The organism is Neisseria sp. P0008.S002 (genome assembly GCF_051962805.1).
Lineage (GTDB): Bacteria > Pseudomonadota > Gammaproteobacteria > Burkholderiales > Neisseriaceae > Neisseria > Neisseria perflava.
This window is the reverse complement of record NZ_JBQCUY010000001.1, coordinates 368,930-393,646: the sequence shown is the minus strand read 5'-3', so window position 1 is coordinate 393,646 and position 24,717 is coordinate 368,930. Positions and strand designations below refer to the sequence as shown.

The 24,717-nt window shown below is 48.8% G+C and carries 20 protein-coding genes, 1 tRNA gene and 1 riboswitch; of the genes, 7 read left to right on the top strand and 14 right to left on the bottom strand.

Features of this window, described 5'->3' with window-relative positions:
• The first annotated feature begins 209 nt into the window (after positions 1-209).
• Complete coding sequence (locus ACTHSA_RS01860) at positions 210-704, top strand: type IV pilin protein (RefSeq protein ID WP_049337096.1); 495 nt, start codon at positions 210-212, stop codon at positions 702-704.
• Positions 705-780: 76 nt separating this feature from the next.
• Here the strand turns inward: ACTHSA_RS01860 and ACTHSA_RS01855 are convergent, their stop codons facing one another.
• From ACTHSA_RS01855 to metK, 7 genes are all read right to left on the bottom strand, one after another.
• Positions 781-1,605 (bottom strand): undecaprenyl-diphosphate phosphatase, encoded by an 825-nt coding sequence (locus tag ACTHSA_RS01855; protein WP_070625960.1) that lies wholly within the window; start codon positions 1,603-1,605, stop codon positions 781-783.
• Positions 1,606-1,649: 44 nt separating this feature from the next.
• Positions 1,650-2,291 (bottom strand): thiol:disulfide interchange protein DsbA/DsbL, encoded by a 642-nt coding sequence (locus ACTHSA_RS01850; protein ID WP_070625984.1) that lies wholly within the window; start codon positions 2,289-2,291, stop codon positions 1,650-1,652.
• 11 nt (positions 2,292-2,302) lie between these two features.
• Positions 2,303-3,382 (bottom strand): SPOR domain-containing protein, encoded by a 1,080-nt coding sequence (locus tag ACTHSA_RS01845; RefSeq protein WP_070625957.1) that lies wholly within the window; start codon positions 3,380-3,382, stop codon positions 2,303-2,305.
• Positions 3,383-3,536: 154 nt separating this feature from the next.
• Positions 3,537-5,033, bottom strand: coding sequence for a YifB family Mg chelatase-like AAA ATPase (locus ACTHSA_RS01840; protein ID WP_440367825.1), 1,497 nt, complete (start codon positions 5,031-5,033; stop codon positions 3,537-3,539).
• 13 nt (positions 5,034-5,046) lie between these two features.
• Positions 5,047-5,367: an accessory factor UbiK family protein gene (locus tag ACTHSA_RS01835; protein WP_049323809.1), complete on the bottom strand. Its 321-nt coding sequence runs from the start codon at positions 5,365-5,367 to the stop codon at positions 5,047-5,049.
• Positions 5,368-5,491: 124 nt separating this feature from the next.
• The gene (locus tag ACTHSA_RS01830; protein WP_440367823.1) at positions 5,492-6,556 is read right to left on the bottom strand and encodes a DUF1176 domain-containing protein; all 1,065 of its coding nucleotides are present in this window, start codon (positions 6,554-6,556) and stop codon (positions 5,492-5,494) included.
• A 170-nt stretch (positions 6,557-6,726) separates the two neighbouring features.
• Complete coding sequence (gene metK / locus ACTHSA_RS01825; protein ID WP_440367821.1) at positions 6,727-7,896, bottom strand: methionine adenosyltransferase; 1,170 nt, start codon at positions 7,894-7,896, stop codon at positions 6,727-6,729.
• 173 nt (positions 7,897-8,069) lie between these two features.
• Positions 8,070-8,180, bottom strand: a riboswitch (SAM-I-IV-variant riboswitch).
• 108 nt (positions 8,181-8,288) lie between these two features.
• On the opposite strand from metK, the gene ACTHSA_RS01820 reads away from it, so the two are divergent.
• Positions 8,289-9,167, top strand: coding sequence for a lysophospholipid acyltransferase family protein (locus ACTHSA_RS01820; RefSeq protein ID WP_070625949.1), 879 nt, complete (start codon positions 8,289-8,291; stop codon positions 9,165-9,167).
• A 48-nt stretch (positions 9,168-9,215) separates the two neighbouring features.
• On the opposite strand, the gene ACTHSA_RS01815 is transcribed toward ACTHSA_RS01820, so the two are convergent.
• Positions 9,216-9,292, bottom strand: a tRNA-Pro gene (locus ACTHSA_RS01815).
• A 199-nt stretch (positions 9,293-9,491) separates the two neighbouring features.
• Between ACTHSA_RS01815 and recC the strand changes: the two genes are divergently transcribed.
• Positions 9,492-12,791: an exodeoxyribonuclease V subunit gamma gene (gene recC, locus ACTHSA_RS01810; protein ID WP_070625946.1), complete on the top strand. Its 3,300-nt coding sequence runs from the start codon at positions 9,492-9,494 to the stop codon at positions 12,789-12,791.
• Between the two features lie 3 nt (positions 12,792-12,794).
• On the top strand, positions 12,795-13,301 hold the full coding sequence (locus ACTHSA_RS01805) for a thioredoxin family protein (protein WP_070625944.1): 507 nt from the start codon (positions 12,795-12,797) through the stop codon (positions 13,299-13,301).
• A gap of 76 nt (positions 13,302-13,377) precedes the next feature.
• On the opposite strand, the gene ACTHSA_RS01800 is transcribed toward ACTHSA_RS01805, so the two are convergent.
• From ACTHSA_RS01800 to ACTHSA_RS01790, 3 genes are all read right to left on the bottom strand, one after another.
• Positions 13,378-13,833, bottom strand: coding sequence for a GNAT family N-acetyltransferase (locus ACTHSA_RS01800; protein ID WP_004521061.1), 456 nt, complete (start codon positions 13,831-13,833; stop codon positions 13,378-13,380).
• A gap of 186 nt (positions 13,834-14,019) precedes the next feature.
• Entirely contained in the window at positions 14,020-15,189 is a 1,170-nt protein-coding gene (lapB, locus tag ACTHSA_RS01795) for a lipopolysaccharide assembly protein LapB (RefSeq protein WP_003684462.1), read from the bottom strand.
• Positions 15,190-15,214: 25 nt separating this feature from the next.
• A complete protein-coding gene (locus tag ACTHSA_RS01790) occupies positions 15,215-15,538 on the bottom strand; it encodes a LapA family protein (RefSeq protein ID WP_004521063.1) in 324 nt (107 codons plus the stop codon).
• Positions 15,539-15,751: 213 nt separating this feature from the next.
• On the opposite strand from ACTHSA_RS01790, the gene ilvE reads away from it, so the two are divergent.
• Positions 15,752-16,750: a branched-chain-amino-acid transaminase gene (gene ilvE / locus ACTHSA_RS01785; RefSeq protein ID WP_049344435.1), complete on the top strand. Its 999-nt coding sequence runs from the start codon at positions 15,752-15,754 to the stop codon at positions 16,748-16,750.
• Between the two features lie 1,085 nt (positions 16,751-17,835).
• Complete coding sequence (locus tag ACTHSA_RS01780; protein ID WP_070625982.1) at positions 17,836-20,076, top strand: right-handed parallel beta-helix repeat-containing protein; 2,241 nt, start codon at positions 17,836-17,838, stop codon at positions 20,074-20,076.
• A 92-nt stretch (positions 20,077-20,168) separates the two neighbouring features.
• Here the strand turns inward: ACTHSA_RS01780 and metE are convergent, their stop codons facing one another.
• The 3 genes from metE to iscX all read right to left on the bottom strand — a co-directional run bounded on the left by metE (position 20,169) and on the right by iscX (position 23,785).
• Positions 20,169-22,445 (bottom strand): 5-methyltetrahydropteroyltriglutamate--homocysteine S-methyltransferase, encoded by a 2,277-nt coding sequence (gene metE, locus ACTHSA_RS01775; RefSeq protein ID WP_004521067.1) that lies wholly within the window; start codon positions 22,443-22,445, stop codon positions 20,169-20,171.
• A gap of 89 nt (positions 22,446-22,534) precedes the next feature.
• Complete coding sequence (gene metF, locus ACTHSA_RS01770; protein ID WP_049323818.1) at positions 22,535-23,416, bottom strand: methylenetetrahydrofolate reductase; 882 nt, start codon at positions 23,414-23,416, stop codon at positions 22,535-22,537.
• A gap of 171 nt (positions 23,417-23,587) precedes the next feature.
• On the bottom strand, positions 23,588-23,785 hold the full coding sequence (gene iscX / locus ACTHSA_RS01765; RefSeq protein ID WP_039861945.1) for a Fe-S cluster assembly protein IscX: 198 nt from the start codon (positions 23,783-23,785) through the stop codon (positions 23,588-23,590).
• A gap of 299 nt (positions 23,786-24,084) precedes the next feature.
• On the opposite strand from iscX, the gene ACTHSA_RS01760 reads away from it, so the two are divergent.
• The gene (locus ACTHSA_RS01760; RefSeq protein ID WP_004519248.1) at positions 24,085-24,705 is read left to right on the top strand and encodes a hypothetical protein; all 621 of its coding nucleotides are present in this window, start codon (positions 24,085-24,087) and stop codon (positions 24,703-24,705) included.
• Positions 24,706-24,717 lie beyond the last annotated feature (12 nt).

The following is a 24,717-nucleotide window of genomic DNA, read 5'->3' as shown; positions in this document are numbered from 1 at the left end:
CAGCCTGCCGTGAAAAAATAAGTCTGACGGACGTTTGTGCCGTATATGCCGCCCCGAGGCCGAACCGTTTGCCGGTTGGGCCACGGGGCGGCTTTGTTTGGGGGTGGGAATAAAACTTGAACCAGTGGAGACTTTACATGGGGTGAAGGGATAAACGGATAGGGTGCCTCTTGTTGGATAGAGATATAGAAGATAAAGGGAAGAAAGATATGTACTTAAAGGCATTTGACAGAAAATGGGATAGGGCAACTGTGCAGAGGGGCTACTCCTTGATACAGCTGCTGGTGGTGATGCTGCTGGTTTCGATCTTGGCAACGGCGGCCTTTACGGTCTATCGGGAATCGGTCCGCTCGGCCAACCTGCGTGCGGCTCATGCAGCGCTGCTGGAAAATGCGCGCTTTATGGAGCAGTTCTATACGAAAAAGGGCAGCTTTAAGCTGACGTCGACGAAGTGGCCGGAACTGCCGGTGAAGGAGGCGGGCGGTTTCTGTATCAGGATGAGCGGTCAGGCTAAGGGCATCCTGGAGGGTAAGTTTACCTTGAAGGCGGTGGCGCTGGACAGGGAGGCGGAGCCGAGGGTGCTGCGCTTGAACGAGTCGCTGACGGCGGTGGTGTGCGGGAAGATGAAGGGGAAGGGCAGCTGTACGGACGGTGAGGAGATATTTAGGGGCAATGATGCGGAGTGTCGGCCTTTTACGGGGTGACAATAGGGTGGAATGGATAAAGGAGAAGAAAAAGGACGTGCGCGGGCACGTCCTTTGAGGAGAATGAAGGGAGCGATTATTCGTTCCAGCTGACTAAGCCTAGTATCCAAGTAAGGAGAATCAGACCACCGAATACGATGCGGTAGTAGGCAAAAGGAACATAGTTTTTACTGGAAACAAATTTCAGCAAAGCTTTTACTGCTAATAAACCGGCGATAAATGCTGCGATAAAACCGATGGCAATTTGTCCGACATCTTGCAAGGTAAAGAGTTTGTAATTTTTTAAGATGTCGTAACCTGTGGCCGCAATCATCATTGGTACGGCAAGGAAGAATGAAAATTCGGTAGCTGTTTTTCGTTCTAGTCCCCACAGCATACCACCCATGATGGTGCTGCCTGAACGTGATGTACCAGGAATAAGGGCAAAAATTTGGGCGCATCCTACAACAAATGCGTCGATTGGGCGCATATCATCGACATGGTTGACTTTAGGTTTGGCTGTTGTTTGGCGTTTTTCAACCCATAAAATGAAGAAGCCACCTAATACCAGCATGGTAGCAACGGTAATCGGGTTGAAAAGATGCAATTTAATTTGTTTACTGAATAAGAGGCCAACAATCGCAGCAGGGATGAACGCGATAAATAAATTCAGCACAAAGCGATTGGCTGTTCGCTCTTTGCCTAGTCCTTTTATGATATGGGTAAATCGTTGGCGATATTCGAATACGACGGCTAATACGGCACCGAGCTGGATGGCGATTTCGAATACTTTTCCGTTGCTTTGGAAATTCATCAAGTCGCCGAATACAATCAAGTGACCGGTACTTGAAATAGGGAGGAACTCGGTTAAACCTTCGATGATACCGAGAATAAGTGCTTTAAATAAAATCAGAATGTCCATAAGTTTTCAGACGGCCTTGAGGCCGTCTTTCTTTTGTTGAATAGTTAAAGTGGTTTTGAGGATTGTTCGTGGCGGACTTTAATGATGAGTTCGTCTATGGTTTTCATACCGGCTTTCCAGTCACTACCGTTGAAATTGACTTTGTATTTACCACCGACAATGACAGTTGGTGTGTTTTCAATTCGATAAGTTTCCGTCAATTGCTGCATTTTTGCAGCAGCCGACGCGGCGGCAGGGCTGTTGTAGGCTTGAAGCAGTTTTTTACTGTCAAAACTTGTCTGTTTACCGACCCATGATCGGAATATATTTGCATCAGCCAAGTTAATCTTCTGTTCGTAAACAGCTTTGAAGATGACTGGATTGGCCTGATATTTCAAACCTGAAAGATTGACGGCAGCGGCTACCTTGGCCAAGCCCAACATTTCAGGCATCCAAACGACGTGCTCTGTCCGTAAGGAAACATCTTTAGCGAAGGTTTTGCTGTGTTGCAACAAAACCGGATCGAGATGGTAACAATGGACGCAGAAGTAGCCGAAAAATTCTAGCACTTCAATTTTTCCGGCTTGCTGCTGCGGGATAGGGCGACTAAGAACGGTATAGTCCACGCCTTCGGTAGCAGCCTGCGCACTCAGACTGAGCAGGCTCAGGCTGAGTGCGGCAATAGTTTGTTTCATACGCTGCTTCATCAGTGATTCCATTATTTGGCAGAACGAATCAAGCTGTTGATATTATGGCCTTGCAGGTTTTTTTGCAGTTTCACAGCGGCTTCCTGCGGCATGGTGTTACTTTGAACTCGATAAATGGTTTTGTCGCCGTTTTGCAACTCAACCACTTTGGAAGACACACCTAAAATAGCCAATTTCGCACGTTGTGAATCTGCGCTGGAGCGGTCTGCATATGAACCAAGTTGCAGGAATGCCTTTTTACCGCTGTTGGCAGCTGCTTCGGCTTTTTCTGCCGATTGTTTGCCAGCGGCGTTGCTGCTTTCTTTTGTTGCAGAGGCATTTGCAGCTTTGCGAGCTTTTTCGATGCTGCCGCTATTGAGGATTTGCTCAGGTGTCGGCTTGTTTTGTTTTTTGGCTTCGGCCGCTTTTTTCTCAGCCAATTTGCGCTCGGCACGCTCTTTTTGTTTGTCGGTCAGTTGGTCGGCCGCTTTTTTGTCTTTTGCAGTTTTATCGGCAGCTTCTTTTTCAGCTTTGGCTTTTTCTGCGCGTTTTTTTTCTAATTCGGCTTTTTTCTCGGCCAGTTTTTTCTTGGCGGCTTCTTTTTCTGCTTCCGCTTTTGCGGCTTTTTCTTTGGCTTCACGTTCGGCTTTGTCGGCGGCAGTTTTGTCTGCTCTTTCTTTGGCTTCGCGTTCGGCTTTATCGGCAGCGGCTTTTTCAGCTTTTTCTTTAGCTTCGCGTTCGGCTTTTTCTGCTTCAGCTTTATCCGCCTTTTCTTTGGCTTCGCGCTCGGCTTTTTCCTGAGCCTCTTTTTCTGCTTGTGCCGCTTTTTCTTCAGCTTCTTTGGCAGCCTTTTCAGCAGCTTCTTTTTCAGCCTTGGCTTTTTCTTCATCTGCTTGGCTGGACGAATTGTCGGTAGCAGGGCGTTTCTCTGCTTTGTCTTGAGGCTTCAGGATTTCAGGTTCTTCACTTTGTTTAGGCTGGGTCAGCTCTTTGAAAACGTTTTGGTTGCCTTGGTTCAAGAAGAACAAAATACCGGCAATAATACCTGTTGCCAGTATCAGGCCGAAAAAGAAACCGGCCAAGCCTTTGCCATATTGTGTAGATTTTTTCATGACTTACCTTGTAATAATGGGTTCAGACGGCCTGAAGGGAGACTGTCTGAGTTTGAATTCGATATTTTATCAATAACCGTTATAGACGGCAAAATCCTGATGCTTTGTTTACTCTAGTTTTACTTAAATATAAAGATTCAGGCCGTCTGAAAAGTTAGAGGGCGCGACGGAAACCGATGGCTTTCATCACATGGGTTTTATTGACTTCCTCGTCGCCTGCCAAATCGGCCAGCGTACGGGCAACGCGCATGATGCGGTGGAAACTGCGCGCGGATAGGGACAGTTTTTCGAGCATGGTTCCCAAGGCTTCTTGCGCTTCTTTTTGGATACGGGCTTTGCCATCGAGTTCGCTGACACTCAATTCGGCATTAACTTTGCCTTGTCGGCCGTATTGGATTTTTCGCGCGGCGGTAACGCGTTCTAATACGGCGGCACTGGATTCTCCGGCTTCTTGTTGCATCAGCTCGGCGGCGGAAAGGCTGGGGACTTCGATGGTTAAATCGATGCGGTCGAGTAATGGCCCTGAAATTTTGCTGCGGTAACGGGCGATGCTTTCAGGCGTGCAGCGGCAAGGTTTGGACGGATGACCGAGATAGCCGCAAGGGCAGGGGTTCATGGCGGCGACGAGCTGGAACTTGGCCGGATAAACGGCTTGGCGTGCGGCGCGGGAAATATGGATTTCGCCGTTTTCCAAAGGTTCGCGCAATACTTCCAATACTTTACGGTCAAACTCGGGCAATTCGTCTAAAAACAACACACCATGGTGCGCCAAAGAAATTTCACCCGGACGCGGGTCGGAACCGCCGCCGACCATGGCAGCCGAGCTGGCGCTGTGGTGGGGACTGCGGAAAGGGCGGTTGCTGTCGAGCTGCTGTTGATGGTTGGGTAGGAGCGAACGCAATGCCCAGACTTCGACCAATTCGTCTTCGGTCAAAGGCGGAAGGATACCGGGCAAACGTTGCGAAAGCATGGATTTGCCTGTACCCGGAGGGCCCATCATCAGCAGGCTGTGTCCGCCTGCCGCGGCGATTTCCAAGGCGAGGCGGGCGGTATGTTGGCCTTTGACATCGGCTAAGTCGGGTATTTTACTTTGTTCAGACGGCCTTTGTGGCAGTTTGCATTCGGTTTGTGTCAACGGTTCGATGTCGTTTAAATGGGCGGCCACTTCGCCCAAAGAACGTGCGCCATAAACCGCAATGCCACGCATGACGGCAGCCTGTTCGGCATTTTCTTGCGGCAAGACGAACGAACGGCCGGCCTGCATTCCCTGCCATGCCATGGCCAGCGCGCCGCGTACGGGACGCAGCAGTCCGGACAGCGCCAATTCTCCGGCAAACTCATATTGCGCGAGCTTTTCAGGGTTGATTTGTCCCGATGCGGCAAGAATGCCTAAGGCAATCGGTAAATCGAAACGGCCGGATTCTTTGGGGAGGTCGGCCGGTGCGAGGTTGACAGTAATTTTCTTGGCGGGGAAGTCGAAGCCGCTTTGGATGATGGCGGCACGCACGCGGTCGCGGCTTTCTTTGACTTCAGTATCGGGCAAACCGACGATATTGAAATGTGGCAAGCCGTTGGCAAGGTGGGCTTCCACTTCGACCAACGGCGCGTTCATACCGCTTAAGGCGCGGCTGTAAACCAAAGCAAGCGACATGTTTCAGACGGCCTTATTCGGCGGCTTCGGTTTGTTGTGCGATTTCGGCAACTGCTTCTTCGGCAGCTTCTTCGGCAGCTTTCAAAGCAGCTTCTTCAGGCTCTTGGGCGGCTTCGAGTTTGGCCAAACGGGCTTCCAATTCGGCCAGCTTGGTACGGGTTTTAATCAAAACCTGTTGTTGGATGTCGAATTCTTCTCGGGTTACCAAATCCATGCGGTTGAACGCGCTGCCGAGCATGGCTTTAACGTTTTTTTCCATGTCTTTGGCAGGGCTGTTGGCGATGGTTTCGCTGATTTTGGAGCTGACTTCTTCAAAAAGTTGTTTGCCGAACATAATCCGTATCCTTTATTCAGAATGTATATAGAAATTCAAGTGGCTATTGTATAAGGAAAAAGGCCGTCTGAAAACGGGAATTTTGAGACGGCCTTTGCTTTCTATCGTAAATATTCCGTGTCTTTTAACGCTCAACACGGGCTTCAAAAATAGGCATCAGCCATGCGCCGCCTGTGAAGCCTTTGCATGAACCGGTGGTGTGTTCCTCACTGCGGACAAACGTTTTACCGTCCCACACTGCGGCATTGCCCGACCAGCAATCACCTATGCCGCGGCCTTTGAAGCTGCCGCTAAGGGTGGCTGTTTTCTCATCGAATCCGCCGTGCCCGCCGTATGTCATTGGTGGCAGTACTTGTTCGATTTTGGTTAATTTTTTGTCGGCAATGACATAGTAGCCGCTGGTTTGATAGGCTCCGCCGATACAGACGGCCTCCACTAAAACTTGTTGTTTGTTGAGCGGATAAATATTTAGGCTGCGGTTCCAATCCATTTGCTCTTTATTGTGCAGGGCGTAACAGTAATTATCGTCGCCTTCAGAAACACGGTTGCTGTTGCGCAGCAGCTTCATGACGGCGCTGTGGCGCGGTGTGTCTTGTTCCAGTATATCGCCTGCTGTTTTCGGCACGGCAACGGCGCGGATGACGGGTTTGGGCTGCGGGCTGAGGACTGCCTGACTGCTGTTGCCTTTGCGTATCAGTGCGGAAGGCGTGTTCAGACGGCCTTGGAATTCGTCCGCTTTCAACATTGCCGCCGCCGCGCCTTTGTCGGACAAGTGCCATTCATATTTGCCGGCGCGGATGCTGATTTTGCTTTCTTTTTTCAACGCTTCGAGCAAGGCGTTGGTTTGCGCGCTGTTCAATTTGCCTTGGCCTTTTTTGTTCAACGCCAATTTGCCCAGTGATTTGCCATTCAACATCAATTCGTTGCGGGCCGCCACACGGGCGAGTTGCCTATCATCGTCGTTAAACGGCAGCAGGGAAACTTCGCCGGCAACGGCGGCGTTCGCCCCCGCTTTTCGGGTAAACAAGATGGAAACCGGCGTTTCTGTTTCATCCGCCTGATATCCCGCAAGACGGCAGGTACCGGTATTGTCGCAGGCAATGTCCCAGTCTTGGTAATTTTGATAAAAGCCTTGAGGCGGAGCAGCCAGTGCGGTGGCAGGCAAAACAGCCAGCAGCCATTTTTTCATGATGCATTCTTTCAATTTTATTTATGTAGATTCACAAAGGCGGCATAGCAATCCAAAATTTGTTACGCTGTTTTGTGAAAATACGATGTGTCGTTCGTAAAAAGGTTTTGAATATTGAGATGTAAAAAAGGCCGTCTGAAATGCCTGTTCAGACGACCTTTATCGTCGTTTTACACGCCTGCAGCTGCTTTCAATGCGGCTGCTTTGTCGGTGCGCTCCCAAGTAAACTCAGGCTCTTCGCGGCCGAAGTGGCCGTATGCGGCGGATTTGCTGTAAATCGGGCGCAAGAGGTCGAGCATTTGGACGATGCCTTTGGGGCGCAGGTCGAAATGTTCGCGAACCAGGGCAATCAGTTTTTCTTCGCTGATTTTGCCGGTGCCGAAAGTATCGATGGAAATCGAAGTCGGTTCGGCAACGCCGATGGCGTAGGAAACTTGGATTTGGCATTGGGTTGCCAAACCGGCGGCAACGATATTTTTCGCAACATAGCGGCAGGCGTAGGCGGCGGAACGGTCCACTTTGGACGGGTCTTTGCCGGAGAATGCGCCACCACCGTGCGGAGCTGCGCCGCCGTAGGTATCGACGATGATTTTGCGGCCGGTCAAACCGCAGTCGCCTTGCGGGCCGCCGATGACGAAGCGGCCGGTCGGGTTGATCAGGTATTTGGTTTCATCAGTCAGCATTTCAGACGGCAGAACCGGTTTGATGATGTGTTCGATCACAGCGTTTTTCAGCTCTTCGTAGCCGATAGACGGATCGTGCTGGGTGGACAGGACGACGGTGTCGATGCGTTTTACTTTGCCGGTTTCGCTGTCGTAAACCACGGTCAGTTGCGCTTTGGCATCAGGGCGCAGCCAAGGCAGGCGGCCGTCTTTGCGCAATTCGCTTTGACGCTGCATCAGGCGGTGGCTGTAATAGATGGCAAACGGCATCAGGGTAGGGGTTTCGTCGCAGGCATAGCCGAACATCAAGCCTTGGTCGCCCGCGCCTTGGGTCAAGTCGATGCCTTCGCCTTCGTTCACGCCTTGGGCGATGTCGGGGGATTGCTGGTCGTAGTACACGCCGACTGCGCAGCCGTTGGCGTCAAAGCCCAGCTCGGAGGAGTTGTAGCCGATGCGTTTGATGGTTTCGCGTGCGACTTTGATGTAGTCCACTTGGGCGGTGGTAGTAATTTCGCCTGCCAATACGCACAAGCCTGTGTTGACCAAGGTTTCTGCGGCGACACGCGCTTTTGGGTCTTGCGCCAAGATGGCATCCAGAATCGCATCGGATACTTGGTCGGCAACTTTATCCGGATGGCCTTCGGATACCGATTCGGAAGTAAACAGATATTCGCTCATTGCTATTCTTTCATTAAAAACAGGCTGCTGTGTTTTCAGACGGCCTTTTATTTCGGACAGCGGAAATCATAACAAAAACTCCGCTTTTTCTCTATACAAGTGAGAAACATTCGCACTTGCCTACTGTTTCGGAATCCTGTTGCACGTTTCTTACAGGCAAAAAAATTCCCGCATTAAGCGGGTTTGGATTGCTCTGGCGAGCCACATCGGTTTTTCAACCGTCCACCTTACCTTTCCGTTTGAAAAGCAGGTTGGCATGGAATTCCCAACTCTTAATGCAACGCGGATAGTAGCAGAAAAGCAGGTGCGCCGCAATATATTTGCCCGAAGTCTGTTTTGTTCAGACGGCCTGTTTCGTTTACAATCTGTCCACTTCATTTTGGTAAACCCTTATGCAAACGCTTGTTACCTTTGTTTTTAAATTTTTGGCCGCGCTGCCTTTGGCTTGGTTGCACAAATTAGGCAACCTGCTCGGCAGTTTGGGTTTCCGCGTGCTGTCGAAAGATCGCCGGCGTGTTTTTGAAAACATGAAACTTGCCGGTTTGAACCCGACGGACGAGGCAGTAAAAAAAGTTTTCCGTGAAACGGCAAAAGGCGGCTTGGAATTGCCGGTGGCGTTTTTCAGACGGCCTGAGGAAATTGAAAACCTGTTTGTCAGCGTCAACGGTTGGGAACATGTTCAGACGGCCTTGAGCGCGGGCGAAGGTTTGCTGTTTATCACGCCGCACATCGGCAGCTATGATTTGGCGGGTCGTTACATCAGCCAGCAACTGCCGTTTCCGCTGACGGCGATGTACAAGCCGCCGAAAATCAAGGCATTTGATGCGGTGATGCAGGCAGGGCGCGTGCGCGGTAAAGGCAAGACTGCACCGACCAGCATTCAGGGCGTCAAACAAATCATCAAAGCGCTGCGCGGCGGCGAAGCGACCATTGTGTTGCCGGACCATGTACCGTCTCCGGAAGAAGGAGGCGACGGCGTGTGGGTGGACTTTTTCGGCAAACCTGCCTACACCATGACGTTGGCAGGCAAGCTGGCGCAAGTCAAAGGCGTGAAGGCTTTGTTTTTCTGCGGCGAGCGTTTGCCCGACGGTAAAGGCTTTGTCTTGCATATAGAGCCTTTGCGCGGCGAGTTGAACGGCGATAAGGAGAACGACGCGCGCGTGATCAATGAAAATACCGAGTATTGGATACGCCGTTTTCCGGAACAATATTTGTTTATGTACAACCGCTACAAACATCCCGAAGGCGCGCCTTTCCCGCCGGAAATATAGGCTTGCCGAATGTAAAAAACCTGCTTGGACTCAAGCAGGTTTTGTATTTGGTCGGAATGAGAGGATTCGAACCTCCGACCCCTTCGTCCCGAACGAAGTGCGCTACCGGGCTGCGCTACATTCCGAATGTGGGAAATTATAGGATAGGAGAAGCCGGTTTGTACAGGGGTCGATAAATAATTAATAATTGGCTGTCGATGGGTTTGTTTTAGGCCGTCTGAAGCGATGTGTTTCAGACGGCCTGTGTTTTTGTTTGCCGCTTCTGCTGAAGCATTTGTCCTAATGGCATTATAATGTGGGCAATTGTTTTTTAGATTGTCTGCTATGTTTTATCTTTATCAGTCCGACCGTTTGGAAGCGCTTGCCGAAATGTGCGCGCATATTCATCAGGCCTTGCCTTTGGATGTGGTATTGGCACAGGAAGAAGTGGTGGTGCAGAGCCAGGGGATGCGGCGTTATCTGAATGTGTTTTTCGCGCGCAAACTCGGCGTGGCGGCGAATTTGAAGTTCAGCCTGCCTGCCGGTTTGGCGTGGCAGCTGATGCGCAAATTGGTTCCCGATGTGCCGCCGCTCAGTCCGTTTTCGCCTGAAGTTATGCGCTGGCGTTTGCTGGATTTGTTCCGCAGCGAAGCGTTTCAGACGGCCCCGGAGTACGAAAACGTGCGCCTGAAGCTGGAAAGTTATTTGCACAGCTCGGCATCGGCGGATTATCAGCTTGCCGGACAGATGGCAGATATTTTCGACCAATATTTGGTGTACCGCCCGGATTGGATTGATGCGTGGCAGGCTGGGAAGCTGCTGGGTTTGGGCGATGATGAGGATTGGCAGGCGCGGCTGTGGCGTTATTTGGATGATGGCAGCCAATCGGCGCCGCACCGCGTGGCCTTGTGGGAAAAGCTGTTGGCGCAGTTGGATAAATCGGTTTTGCCGCAAAGGTTGTTTGTATTCGGCATTTCGACAATGGCACCGATGTATCTGCAACTGCTGCACCAAATTTCCAAGCATTGCGATGTGTTTGTGTTCGCGCTCAACCCGAGCAGCCAATATTGGGGCGAGGTCATCGACGAGGCGCAAATTTTGAAAAGGGGCGATGAGGCGGATTTGTCGCAGGCAGGGCATCCGCTGTTGGCTTCTTTGGGCAAGCAGGGACGCGATTTCTTTGATTTTCTGTCGGAAGTGGAAACCGAGCAGGATATTCAGGTTTATGAAGAGGGAAGAGACGATACCTTGTTGCATTGCCTGCAAAACGATATCCAAAACTTGATCATGCCGTCTGAACGCTTATATCAACAGGAAGAAGGCGAAGCAGGCGCGCAGCAGGCTTTGGTTCAGGTTCACGATGCGGACGGCAATCCAGTGTGTGTCGAGCCGGACAAGCTGCTGAACGACGGCTCAGTCAAAATCGTTGCGGCACACAGCCCTTTGCGCGAATTGCAGATTTTGAAAGAAGAGCTGTCGCTGGTGTTGCAAAACAATCCCGACTGGCAACCGCACGATATTGCCGTTTTGACGCCAAACATCGAGCCGTACAGCCCGTTTATCGAAGCCGTTTTTGGGCAGGAGCATGCAGGTAGCCAGGCTTTGCCGTATTCGATTTCGGATGTGAAACTCAGCCGCCGTCAGCCGTTGCTGTATGCTTTGGCGCAAACTTTGGACTTACTGGAGAGCCGGTTTGAAGTGGACAAGGTTTTGCCTTTGCTGGAAAGCCGGTTGGTGTTGCAACGCTTCGGTTTGAGCGAGGAAGATGTGCCGCTGCTGCATGAGACTGTTGCCGGATTGAATGTGCATTGGGGTTTGGACCAAACCATGCGCGAGGGCAAAGACAACCTCTTTACTTGGCAGCAGGCGGTAGAGCGTTTGGCCTTGGGCTGGATGCTGCCTGAAGGCGGCAACGGTATGTGGCAGGGTGTGAGCGCGTGGCATAGTAATGTCAACCAGTTGGACGTGTTCAGCGGTTTTGCCGAATTTATCCGTACTTTGGCTGATATGGCGGCGCAATGGCAAGAGCCTGCCAATGTGGAAAGCTGGGTGCAGCGTTGCCGCGATTTGCTGGAGAAACTGTTTGCTCCGGATACAGACGACCAATATGCCAAGCAACAGTTTGAGCAATCTTTGGCGAAATGGCAGGAAGAGGCGCAGTTGGCCGAATTTGACGGATTGTTGCCGTGTAAAACCGTTATCCGCCATATCCGCCGCTTTTTGGACAGCGAAAGCCAAGCCGGATTTTTGAGCGGTGGCATTACTTTTTGCAGTATGGTGCCGATGCGCAGCCTGCCGTTTAAAATGGTTTGCCTGTTGGGTCTGAATGACGGCGATTTTCCGCGCAATACCAAAGCGGCAGTGTTCGACCTGATTGCCAAACATCCGAAAAAAGGCGACCGCGCCCGCCGCGACGACGACCGTTATCTTTTCCTTGAAGCCTTAATCAGCGCACGCGAAATGCTGTATTTGTCTTATATCGGCCGCGATATACGCAATGATGCCGAGTTCGCGCCGTCTTCGTTAATCAGCGAGCTGCTGGATACTATTGCCGCTATGACGGGGAAAAGCGGGCGTGAGTTGTCGGAGAAATGGGTGAAACATCATCCTTTGCAGGCGTTTTCGCGCCGTTATTTCCAAAAGGGCGCGCTTTCAGACGGCCTCTTCAGTACGCGCCAAGATTATGCCGATGCGTTGAACCAGCCGCAAGCGGAAGCGCAGCCGTTTTTCCGTGAGGCCTTAAGTCAGGAAGAACCGGGCAAAACCATTCATCAAGGCGAACTCGTCAGTTTTTGGCGCAACCCTGTCAAAGTTTGGCTGAAGAAAAATTTAAGCTGGGATCAGCCGTATCTGGACGGCGCATGGGAATCTGCCGAACCGTTTGAGCCGCAACATGAAGGTCGGATTGCCGATGCCTATTTGGATGCGCGGCGCAAAGGTGAAGATTTTGAAGATACGGCCATTCGGCTGAATGCAGAAAGCCTGATGCCGGTAGGCGAGTTGGGCGGCTTGTGGCAGAAACAGTATCAGATATCTGCGAAAAACGTAGATGCCGAGTTGATACGCAGCGACAAAAGGCCGTCTGAACCTTATGAAGAATCCTTTGACGATTTGGTTTTACAAGGCACCATCGGCAATCTTTATGAATGCGGTCGTATTGTGTTCCTAAACCAAAAAGACAATGCACCCAACCGCATTGCCCGTTTATTGGAGCATTTGATTTTTTGCGCCGTCGCCCCTAAATCCGTTGCCAACCGACAAACCTATATTGTCAGCTTGGGGCAGACCGAAACCTATGCCGCCATCGGGCAAGAGGCCGCGAGAGAGCTTTTGAAAGAATGGTTGGTATATTTCCGAATCGGACAAAATACCCCTTTACCGTTTTTTGCCAAAACCAGCCTTGCCGCGGCGGAGGAATACAACAAGAAAGAGGATTGGGATGCTGCCTTGAGAAAAGCCTATGATGTTTTTAACGGTAACAAAATGAGTAAAGGGCAGAAAGAATATACCGAAGTGAAGCTGGTGTTTGGCCATTCGGACGAGTCGCCTCTTGATGAGCCGCTATTTGAAAACCTCGTCGTCAATCTGCTTGTGCCGCTTTTGACCGGCGTGGCAGGGAAAACCGATACAACAGAACAGGAGTAAAGCATGGCTACTTATGCAGAATATTTGGATTTTGATACCGAAGAAGACAAATTGAAACAGCAGCAACTCTATCAGGCGACCGAGCTGTCGGCGCAAACGGTAGAGGCGGTTAAAAAGATCAGCCGTCCGCAAAATTGGCTGCTTGCCGCTGCGCCATATTGTCCCGATTGCCGCGTATTTGTGCCGTTTATTCAGAAAATGGCGGAGTTGAATCCCAATATCCGCGTCAACTATATTGCCCGAAACGATTTTGGCGACAGCAGCCGTTTTGAGAATCCACGCCAACAGGAAATCGTCCGCGCCAATCAAAAAATCCCTGCGCTGTTTTTGATGGGGCATGAAGAAGTCGGGCCTGTGTTTAACGAGTTTCCGCAAGTGGTGTTAAACCAAATTGCGGCAGATGAAACCCGTCGCACGGAATTGCGCGATGCGTACCGTGCCGGCGAGTTTAATGCCGATATTGAGGCTCAGATTGTAGCGGCCTTGGCATGGGCAGAGCAGCGTTGTTGAGTAGATATTGTTGGTGTGTAAGACTATATTTTGAGCTACTTTGATAAAGGGGACAATTTCTAGTGTAATTTAGTTCTTACCTAGATTTTCTCATTATGTATTTACGTTCTGGAACTTCAATGGTTTGAACAATTTCAAATCCCTCTTTTTGGTAGAGGTCTCTAGCTATTTGATTTGACTCAAAAACCGTTAGGGAAATACTTTCTATTTCTTCATTTTCAAACATTTCTTGAAGAAAGTATTGAAAAGCTTTTCTACCTAATCCTTTTCCCTGCTTCTGTGGAGCTATGAGAAATCTTCCAATATGAAGATTTTTATCTTCTAGTTTGATTTTCTGGATGATGCCTACAAACTCTTCTCCAACAAAAATGGAAAAAATCCCTTCCATCTTTTGCAAGGATTGGGCAATCAAGGGATAAGAAATCTTTGGCCCCATCCATTGCTTCTGAAAACTTTCTCCCAAAGCATTAGACCACTGACAAATGAGTTGGGCATTTTCTAACTGAAGTCCTTTTTCAAAGTGAATTTTCATATTTGCTCCTAAAACTTCTCTTATATCCAACTATTATACTCTTTCTCATATTTTTTCCGAATAATTAAGTATGATTCAACTTTATTTTTTTCTTGTTGGAACGATTCTTGCTTCCTTTCTTTGCTTTGTAATAAAAAGGCCGTCTGAAAAGATTTCAGACGGCCTTTTTTGATGCTTAACGCTTTATTAAATCTCGATTTTATTCGGCGTAAAGGTTTGCCATTTGTTGCAGGCAGGGCAGTGCCAGAAGAAGACTTGGGATTTGAAGTGGCAGTTGCGGCAGCGGTACATAACGCTTTTTTGCAGCTGGCGGCCGATAATGGAACGAATCATATCGGTGTCGGCTTTCCACTCCGGATTCATACTGCTGAGTTTCAAGCCAAGCAGGCGGTACACGCCGTTGAGGTCGGGTTTTTGGCGGACGAGTTCGACAGCGATTTGCGCCGCTTCGGTTTCGCCTTTGAGCAGCAGAGCCTTTTCGTAGATGACGTTGATCAGGTCAAGATCGGGAAAGGTTTGCATATAGCCGATGAGGCGGTTGAGGCCTTCTTCCTGCTTGCCTTGCGCGGCATAGGCTTCATAGAGCTTCTCGCCGACCATGCTCAGATAGGCGTGGTTTTGCTGCTCGATGGCGGAATACGCTTCCACTGCGGCAGGGAAGTTGCCCTGACGGTATTCGATGTCGCCGAGGATGATGTTGGCGCGCGTACATTTCTTGTTGGCTTCGAGTGCTTTGCCGATGTTGTAGCGTGCGGCGTCGAAGTTGGACTTGAACAGTGCGGCTTGGGCGATTTCGCAATAGAACTGGGCGATTTCAAACTGGTAGGTTTGTTCGTCATGGCTCAAGAGTTGCGCCATTTCGATGGCTTTTTCCCAGTCGCGGTCTTGTTGGTAAATACTCAAAAGGTGTTGGCGGGCTTCGCGTGCCATATCGCCTTCCTGCAAGCCGAGGAAGATTTGTTCGGCACGGTCCACCAAGCCTGCGCTTTGGTAGTTTTGCGCCAATTCAAAAAGCACGCGCGCGCGTTTTTCGTTGACTGTGTCGGGCGAATCGAGCAGGGCGCGGTGCATATTGATGGCTTTGTCGTTTTCGCCGCGTTGACGGTAGAGCTTGCCTAGGGTCAGGTTTAAGTCGTATGACTGCGGCTGTTGGTCAATCACTTCCGCCAATTCGCGCGCGGCGCGGCCACTGTTGCGGTCAACGAGGGCGTCAAGGCTTTTGTAAAACCCTGCCGGTATGCTTTTAGCCTGTTTCAGGACGGTCTTCATATCGACGCGCGCGGCAAACCAGCCCATAGCGAAGAAAACGGGGAGGAGGACGATGGGCAGTAAGATGACCCACAATTCGTTGTCCATGGTATTCCTTTATTGATTGGTGGCATTACGCTTTGGGAGTGGCTTCGGAAGTCGTTGCCGGTGTTTCGGTTTTGACCGGGGTCAGGTCTTTTTCGGAAAGGTGGGCGTATTTTTTCACTTCGGCACGCAGGCGGTTGTTTTCGCTGCGCAGGGACAGCAGACGGCCGAAGAGGGCAAACATACCGAACACGATACCGATAATAAATGCACCGAAAAGCACGACAATTAGCGGCAGATTGATGTTTTGGCCGGGCAGGTAGAAGAAGGATACGGTGTGGGTATTGGTAATGGCCAGCAGGAGGAAAACAAGAAGAATCAGGATTTTGATGATGGTATAGATGAGTTTCATGGGTTACTCCGGGTTGGCTGCGGTTGGGGCAGGCCGTCTGAAAAATGGTATCAGTTTAAACGATTTGCCGGATTTCGGATAGAACGGCATGTTTCAGACGGCAGGGGAGATGGTGTCTTTATGCTGACGGGTACTTGTCAAACCCATATTGAAAGGCGTATTGTTCAGTCTTTAGTTATTATCTTACAAATCAGAATAAGAAAGGCAATCATCATGAGCAGACCAGTCCCAGCCGTATTCGGCAGCGTTTTCCACGCTGAAATGCCCGTTATCGCTTATCGTGAAGGTAAATGGCAACCGGTAGAATGGCAATCTTCCAAAGACCTGACACTCGCCCCCGGCGCACATGCTTTGCATTATGGCAGCGAATGTTTTGAAGGTTTGAAGGCATTCCGTCAGGCAAACGGCAAAATCGTGATGTTCCGCCCGACTGCTAACATCGCGCGTATGCAGCAAAGCGCAGATATTCTGCACCTACCGTGTCCTGAGACAGAGGCTTATTTGAATGCTTTGATCGAATTGGTCAAACGTTCCGCCGAGGAAATCCCTGATGCGCCTGCCGCTTTGTACCTGCGTCCGACTTTGATCGGTACCGACCCTGTGATCGGCAAAGCCGGTTCTCCTTCCGAAACAGCCTTGCTGTACATTCTGGCTTCTCCTGTCGGTGACTATTTCAAAGCCGGTTCGCCCGTTAAAATCTTGGTGGAAACCGAACATATCCGTTGCGCCCCACATATGGGTCGTGTGAAATGCGGCGGCAACTACGCTTCCGCCATGCCTTGGGTATTGAAAGCCAAAGCAGAGCATGGTGCAAACCAAGTATTGTTCTGCCCGAATGGCGACGTTCAGGAAACCGGCGCGTCCAACTTTATCCTGATTAACGGCGATGAAATCATTACCAAACCGTTGACAGATGAATTCCTGCACGGCGTTACCCGTGATTCCGTGCTGACTGTTGCCAAAGATTTGGGTTACACTGTTACCGAGCGCAACTTTACTGTCGACGAGCTGAAAACTGCGATTGAGAATGGTGCGGAAGCGATTCTGACTGGTACGGCTGCGGTTATTTCTCCAGTAACTTCTTTCGTGATTGATGGCAAAGAAATTGAAGTGAAGAGCCAAGAGCGCGGTTACGCAATCCGTAAGGCGATTACCGACATTCAATACGGTTTGACAGAAGACAAACACGGCTGGTTGGTCGAAGTTTGTTAAGTAGAACGTTAATATAAAAGGCCGTCTGAAATATTTTTTCAGACGGCTTTTTTTATTGGCATTTAGAAGGAAAAAGCGATAATAAAATGCTAAATTTTTTAAACAAACGGTAGTATTTTTAGATAATCGGTATATAATGCGCAGTCATGTTGTAAAAATACATATTGGAAATATCGAATTTTATTGATTTTTAGAAGAAGTTAAAAACAGTTATAGATATTTATTCTGTATATTTTGTAAATTTAGTTAAATAGGGAATGCTAAAAACATATCGTGTTAGAATTTCCCTCCTTTTTGGCTTCGCGGGATTCACTCTGTCAAGTCAAAAAGGAAACCAGTGCAAGATAAAACCATTTTTATTTTGCTATAAAAATCAAAAATAACTTAACTCTGGATGAACTAATCAATTAAAAAGGGACTCTGATACATTTCCGTCAAAAATAACCGGATACATGGTACGCGGACAGATCGCCTATATAAAGTCATCCAAGGGTTCTGTCTGACACCATGACCGTTTCCAATCAGAAAACCGGCAGAAGGGGAAACGCTGCCGAGTTTCTCAAAGCGGCCAACTTCAGTTTGGCCTTTATACAGGCAATTGTTGTTACGACAGAATCCGTCTTACCTCTTTAATCAATCGGCTTTTTTGTTGCACGCTTGTGCGGTGGGAAAGGCGATATTCGATACAAGGAAATACGCTGATTATGTCACATAAACTTGCTCCTCTTGGCCGTACCCACATTCGTCACGGCTCATCCACACCTGAAGCAAATTCCAAATCATCTTCTCCTCTAAAAGAATGGATACACACCCACAATTGGGGGGATATGCCGTCGGTTTCTCCTGAGCTTAAGCAATTAAGCGGTAAAAATACGGTAACGAGAGAAGTAGTGCATGTGGCGGAGGCAGCAAGATTTGACAGTTCATCATCATCTTCAGACGGCCTTGTGACAAAAATGCATGTTGCACGGGCCAGTGTTGCTTCTGTAAGCAGCGTTTCCAGTAAACATATCATTGCGCCTAAAGTAACAAATAAACCTGCCGCTACCGATAAAGCAACGGCAGCTAAACCAGTCAATAAATCGATGGAAAAAATTCTGGCTGAAAAGCAAAAAATTTACGAAGAGGCTAAAGCAAAAAAAATAGCCGAGGCTGCCGCTGCCAAAGCAAAGGCGGTCGAACGCGCAAAAGAAGCGCATAAAGCGGCAGTCGAAAAAGCGATTGCAGAGCGTAAAGCCAAACAAGAAGCCGCCCGCAAAGAGAAAGAGGCGGAAGACAGAATTGCCGAAGAAAAAGAAACCGTTGAGATTGTTCATAAAAAGAATCTGAAGGATTCAGACGGCCATGACAAAATAGCGGGCGTTTCTTCCGGTAAAAAAGCAATCAATAGCCACGACGGCCACCTCAGTTCGGGTAAAGCAAACAAAATTGACGACCATGCTGAAAGCAGGGTAGGCCTATCCGGAAAATACCGCGTGTATGAATCTAAAGAGTACGGTAATTACGTTCGTGTGAATGATTTTGGTGCCGATGCGCAGGGTAAAAAAGACAGTCTTCAGGCATTTAAAGCAGCTTTAGAAGCGGCTCATAAAGAAAAAGCCATGGTCTTCTTGGATGGTACTTACTATATTTCCAACCAGATTGTGATGGATAAAACCGTTTCCGGCGCACGCGGTTTGTTTGGTTCGGGTATGGGCAAAACCAAAGTAACGTTTGATAAAGCACAGACGGGCGTGTTCAATCCGGACACCAACCATGACGATATCCGCGAATTTGCCGGTATTTTGGTTGATGGGCAAAACAATAAAACCATTGCCGACTTGTCGGTTCAATATACCAACCCTGATTTTTACCGCAAAGGCTTAAGCTATTTTGGCAAGGTAAACGGCATTTTAGTGAACGATGCGGACAATACTTTAATCAGCAAAGTAGAGGTTTCCGGTGCCAATCGTGCTGGTGTGATGTTTACGTCAACCGCTTCTTTGGAAACGGAAAAAGGTCAAAAACTGACCTTTAAAGCGCGCGTACAAAGCGGCGAAATTGATGAAAAATACGAAGCGCTGCCTTTGGGTGAAAACAACCGTATTGTTGATTCGTATCTGCACCACAACCGCGTTGCCGGTGCGCTGATCGGTTTCCAACAAAACTTTATCGGCGAGGGCAACCGTTTGGATTGGAACGGCCACGAAGCGGACGGCGGTACCGGCTATGGTATGGCTGTGGCTGCGGGTAGTTACAATTACGGCATCACATACCGTAAAAACACGACTGACCACAACTACCGCAAAGGCTTGGATGTGCATGATGGTACAGGCATTGTCATTGAAGACAATGTGTTAACGGGTGACCGGCTGTATGGTATTGTTGCCTACAACCGCCAGTTTTCTATGGATAAAGTCAAAATTACGGGCAATACCATTATCCAAGACCCGAGCTTCCGTTTGAATGTTGATGATGACTTGGGTAAGTACTACCACATGTATTCAGGGATTCAGGTACAAACCAATACCCAATACAAAGATTTGCACTCGGCTGATAAAGGTTATTTCGATATTAGCGATAATGTCATTAAAAATCTGACGGTTTATCAAAACAATATTCAGACCTACGCGATTGAGTTCCGTAACCATGAAAGCAAAATGGATTACACGCTCAATATGGCAAACAACAAGATCAGCGGCGAATCTACCAAATATCTGATTGCCGTCATCAACGATACCTACGACCGCGTTTTATCTAAAAACGGCATTGGTAGCGGTACCATTACCATCAGCGGCAATGATGCCGATATTGGTAAGATTATGAAAGGCGCAGTACCGGTTTATGTGGAAGAACACCATGGCAATGCCGCTATGCATGGTGCGGTGACAATTCACAACAACAAAATTTCCGTGCGCGAAGAATCTGAAGGCTATGTTGAATTTGCCTATTTAAAGAGCAATGCCAAAGAGTACAACATCACCAATAACACATTGAAACTTGGTGGTGCCCTGAATGATGCTTTGGTAGACGTACACAGTACCAACCCTAAAGGCAAAGCATCTTTAAATGTAGCCAACAACAAAATCATGACGGACATTAAAGGCAAACTGTATGATTCATGGCTGCGCTTTGAAAACGACATCAAGACGTATTCTGAAGGCAATAGCCATAACGGCGCAGCACTGAAAAAGGTGAATACGACCGGCAGTAAAGTGGCATTGAGCGATATCTTGTCAGAAGCCAACCATATTGTTGAAACGACTAAAGAGACTGTGTATCACCATACTCAGAACGTGTATACATCAGGAGTGGAAGAACATCATACAACGACAGGGATTTTGTAAGTTGTTGAAGTCGTAATCTTTATGTTTTAAATATTGATAAATAAAAAAAGGCCGTCTGAAAATTTTCAGACGGCCTTTTCATCTAACTCACATTATTTAGCCAGTTCGGCACGCAGTTTGTGGGTTACGTTCATCATCACTTGGAGTTGTTCCAGAGTTTCTTTCCAGCCACGGGTTTTCAGGCCGCAGTCCGGGTTAACCCACAGACGTTCAACCGGTACAACCTCGATGGCTTTGCGCAACAGATGCTCAACTTCAGCTTCAGTCGGTACGCGTGGGCTGTGGATGTCGTAAACACCTGGGCCAATGTCGTTCGGGTATTTGAATTCGCCGAACGCGGTCAAGAGCTCCATATCGGAACGTGAAGTTTCAATGGTGATGACGTCAGCGTCCATAGCAGCGATGGCAGGCAGGATGTCGTTGAACTCAGAATAGCACATATGAGTGTGGATTTGGGTGCTGTCTTCGCAACCGGTAGAGGACAGGCGGAAAGATTCGCCGGCCCAGTTCAGGTAGGCATCCCAATCGGCACGTTTCAAAGGCAGACCTTCGCGGATGGCAGGTTCGTCAATTTGGATGACTTTGATGCCGGCTTTTTCCAGATCCAATACTTCGTCGTTCAGAGCCAGTGCGATTTGTTTGCACACGGTAGAGCGAGGAATATCATTGCGGACAAAAGACCATTGCAGAATGGTTACAGGGCCGGTCAACATACCTTTCATCGGGCGTTTGGTCAGGCTTTGAGCGTAAGTAGACCAAGCCACAGTCATGGCTTCAGGACGACTTACGTCACCAAAGATGATAGGTGGTTTAACGCAACGTGAGCCGTAGCTTTGTACCCAGCCGTATTGGGTGAATGCAAAACCGCTCAACAATTCGCCGAAGTATTCAACCATGTCGTTACGCTCGGCTTCGCCGTGTACCAGTACGTCCAAGTCCAGTTTTTCTTGCTCTTCAACCACCAAGGCGATTTCTTTTTTCATCGCGGCTTCGTAATCTGCGGCAGACAGTTCGCCTTTTTTGAAGGCTGCACGTGCTTGGCGGATTTCGGTAGTTTGTGGGAAAGAACCGATGTTGGTAGTCGGCAGTAAAGGCAGGTTCAACCATGCTTGTTGCGCTTTGATACGGTCGGCAAATGGAGATTTGCGTTGGTCTGCGTTGGCAGGCAAATCGGCCAGGCGTTTGGCAACGTCTGCACGGTGGATTTCGCTGCTGTTGGCACGGGAGTCGGCGGCAGCTTGGCTAGCGGCCAGTTCTTCGGCAACAGAATCACGACCTTCGTTCAATGCGGCTTTCAGAACGCGCAATTCTTGGGTTTTTTGCAGGGTGAATGCCAACCAAGAGTACAGGTCAGGTTTGTTGGCTTTCAGTTTTTCTTCAACTGACAAGTCAAATGGAGTGTGCAGCAGAGAGCAAGAGCTGGAGATCCACAAACGGTCGCCCAGTTTGGCTTGCAGAGGCTCGACAGTTTCCAAAACTTTGTTCAGGTTGGCGCGCCAAATGTTGCGGCCGTCGATAACGCCGGCAGACAGAACTTTGTCGTAGTCGGCAAATGCGTCTAGCTGTTCAGGAGCGCGTACCAAGTCGATGTGCAGGCCGTCAACAGGCAGGGATTTCAGCAAAGTAGCGTGTTCGGCAACAGAACCGAAGTAAGTGCTCAACAGGATTTTGGCGCTTACTTTGCTCAAAGTAGCGTAAACGTCTTTGTATGCTTCTACCCATTCTTTAGGCAGGTCAACAGTCAAAGCAGGCTCGTCGATTTGAATCCACTCGGCACCGGCTTCAACCAAAGCAGTCAGGATTTCAACGTAAACAGGCAACAGTTTAGGCAACAGGCTCAGACGGTCGAATTCAACAGCGCCTTTTTCTTTACCAACCCACAGGAAAGTCAACGGACCAACAACGGTCGGTTTGGCTTTCAGACCCAAAGCTTGGGCTTCTTGCAGTTGTTGAACGTAGTGTTTGGCGTTGGCTTTGAATTCGGTATCGGCGTGGAATTCAGGCACCAAGTAGTGGTAGTTGGTGTCGAACCATTTGGTCATTTCGATAGCGAATTGGTCTTTGTTACCGCGGGCCAGTTGGAAGAATTGTTCCAAAGACAGGTTTTGGTTGTCGAAGCCGAAACGGGCAGGGATGGCACCGGTAGCAACTTGCAGGTCGAGGATGTGGTCGTAGAAAGTGAAATCGCCTACAGCAACGTAATCAGCGTTGGCAGCAGCTTGGTGTTTCCAGTTTTTCTCGCGCAAGTCTTTAGCAACAGCCAGCAATTCTTGCTCGCTGATTTCTTTGCGCCAGTATTTTTCTTGTGCGAATTTCAATTCGCGGAAGGCACCGACGCGCGGGAAGCCTGAAAAATGCAATGTTGTCATGTTAACTCTCCTAGTTGGAATTTTGAATCAGGCCAGTATGGCCTGAATGTTCGATATTGTAAATCAGAATGGGGAGGCCGTCTGTTTTATTAACGGGGGCGTACACCCAAAATATGGCAGATGGCGTAAGTCAGTTCGCTGCGGTTGAGGGTGTAGAAGTGGAAGTCTTTGACACCTTCGCGCGAGAGGACTTTGACCATGTCGATGGCGATGCTGGCGGCAACAAGGTTGCGCGTGCCTTGGTCGTCATCCAAACCTTCGTACATTTTAGACAGCCAGCTTGGGATTTTGACATTGGTCACTTGGGCCATTTTGGTCAATTGTTTGAAATTGGTTACGGGCAGGATGCCGGGAACAATTTCAACGTCAATGCCCATCATCACGCAACGGTCGCGGAAGCGCAGATAGCTTTCCACGTCAAAGAAAAATTGGGTAATAACGTGGTTTGCACCCGCATCAATTTTGCGTTTCAGATTGATTAAGTCGGCTTGTGCGGATTTGGCTTCCGGGTGCACTTCTGGATAGGCTGCTACGGAAATATCAAAGTCGGCAACGGAGCGCAACAGTTTGACCAAATCTTCGGCATAGAAAGGTTTTTTCTCGTAGCCGGGCGGCTCGTCGCCACGCAGGGCGACAATGCGGCGGATACCGCTATCCCAATAATCTTTGGCGATTTGGCGCAACTCGTCAGGGCTGGCGTCGATACCTGTCAGGTGGGGGGCAGCGTCAAGGCCGGTTTCTTGTTTGATGCGTTTGACGATGCTGTGTGTGCGGTCGCGTTCGCCGGAGTTTGCACCGTAGGTTACGGAAACGAATTTCGGATGCAGGGTTTGCAGGCGATGGATGGAATCCCACAGCATGGTTTCCATTTGTTCGTTTTTCGGCGGGAAAAATTCGAATGAAACATTGATGTCGCCTTTTAAATCAGAAAGGCTGTTGTTTAAAGCGGCGATTTCTCGAGCGTGATTCATGGCTATGCACCTTCTGCATATCTTTTATTTGTTGTCAGGTTGCATAATAAATTTGAGGTTGGTATGAGTCAATTTCGAAATTTTCCGAAATTGTATGAATAAATTTAATAAAGGCCTCAGGCCGTCTGAAAAACTGTCTGAGGTCTTGTTTGATAGGGAAGTGGGGAAAGATTATTCTGCTTCATCTATCCACGCTTGTTGCACGGCTTCGAGAATACGCTCGCCGCAACGCGTCGGGTCATCGTCAAATTCAGGCAAAGCCATAATTAAATCACGCAGTTGGGTAAAGCGTACGGTTTTCGGATCGATGCTGTCGCCGTGTAAGTCGTAGAGTTCTTCGGCGATGCGTTGGGTATCTGTCCATTTCATGATGTGTTCCTTTATTGGGTTTGGGCTATTAGTAATTATTTTAATCAAGAAGAAGTTGGACTGCCAGATTGTTTTACGGAAGATTGGCAGATAAATGATGGCGCTATTTTTTAACAAAATAGCATAGTTGCGTTAAAATACGGCAAGACACTTAAAATTCACGGCAATCTGCCGTTTTATACTTTCTATTCCGCTTTGTATGATTTGGTTTTCATACAAAATTTACACTTTGTTATGCAACCAAATTTTTTGGAACGGCTCTTAAGACAATCCATCGCTTAAAAATAAAAGGAAAAAAGATGAATAACGCACTCAACGCCAAGCTGTCCAAGCTGATTTACGCGCTCGCTTCCGATGATCCGGAGTATCTGTCCCAAGCAGGTGCATTCGACCGTTTGCTGTTGTTGGTTCGTGAACTTTATCGGATGCTGGACGAAACAGAAGGTTTGAAGCAGCTGGTGTTCCGTCTGTATTACGGCAAGCATTATGGTTTGATTAAACTGGATGCCGCTTCACCCAATGACGATGCAGGCGCATTGAGGTTGAAACGTTGGATGGTTTATTCGCGTATCGCAGAGCGTATCGAAAATTGCGGCAAGCATTTGTCGGTCGTGCTTGAAGATGCGGTGTTGGAAAATGGCGCGGACAAATCTCATTATATAGATGAAGCCAATGCCATTATCGAGCGTTTCGGTTTGGTAAGAGATGAGGCTGCACTTTCGGCCATTGAGGCGGAGGAAGCGTTGAAGGCTGAGGCTGAACTGCCGACAGTAAACAAATCTCAGAATGCTGCTCCCCGTTATAACGGCAATATGCATCAAATCAGAATGCAAGAAAAAATTGAAAATTATTCAGCTACGCAGAAGGTGGCCTCCATGCAGATTTCGCGTATGCGTTTTATTTTTCCTCATATCAAATAGTTTGCTGCATAA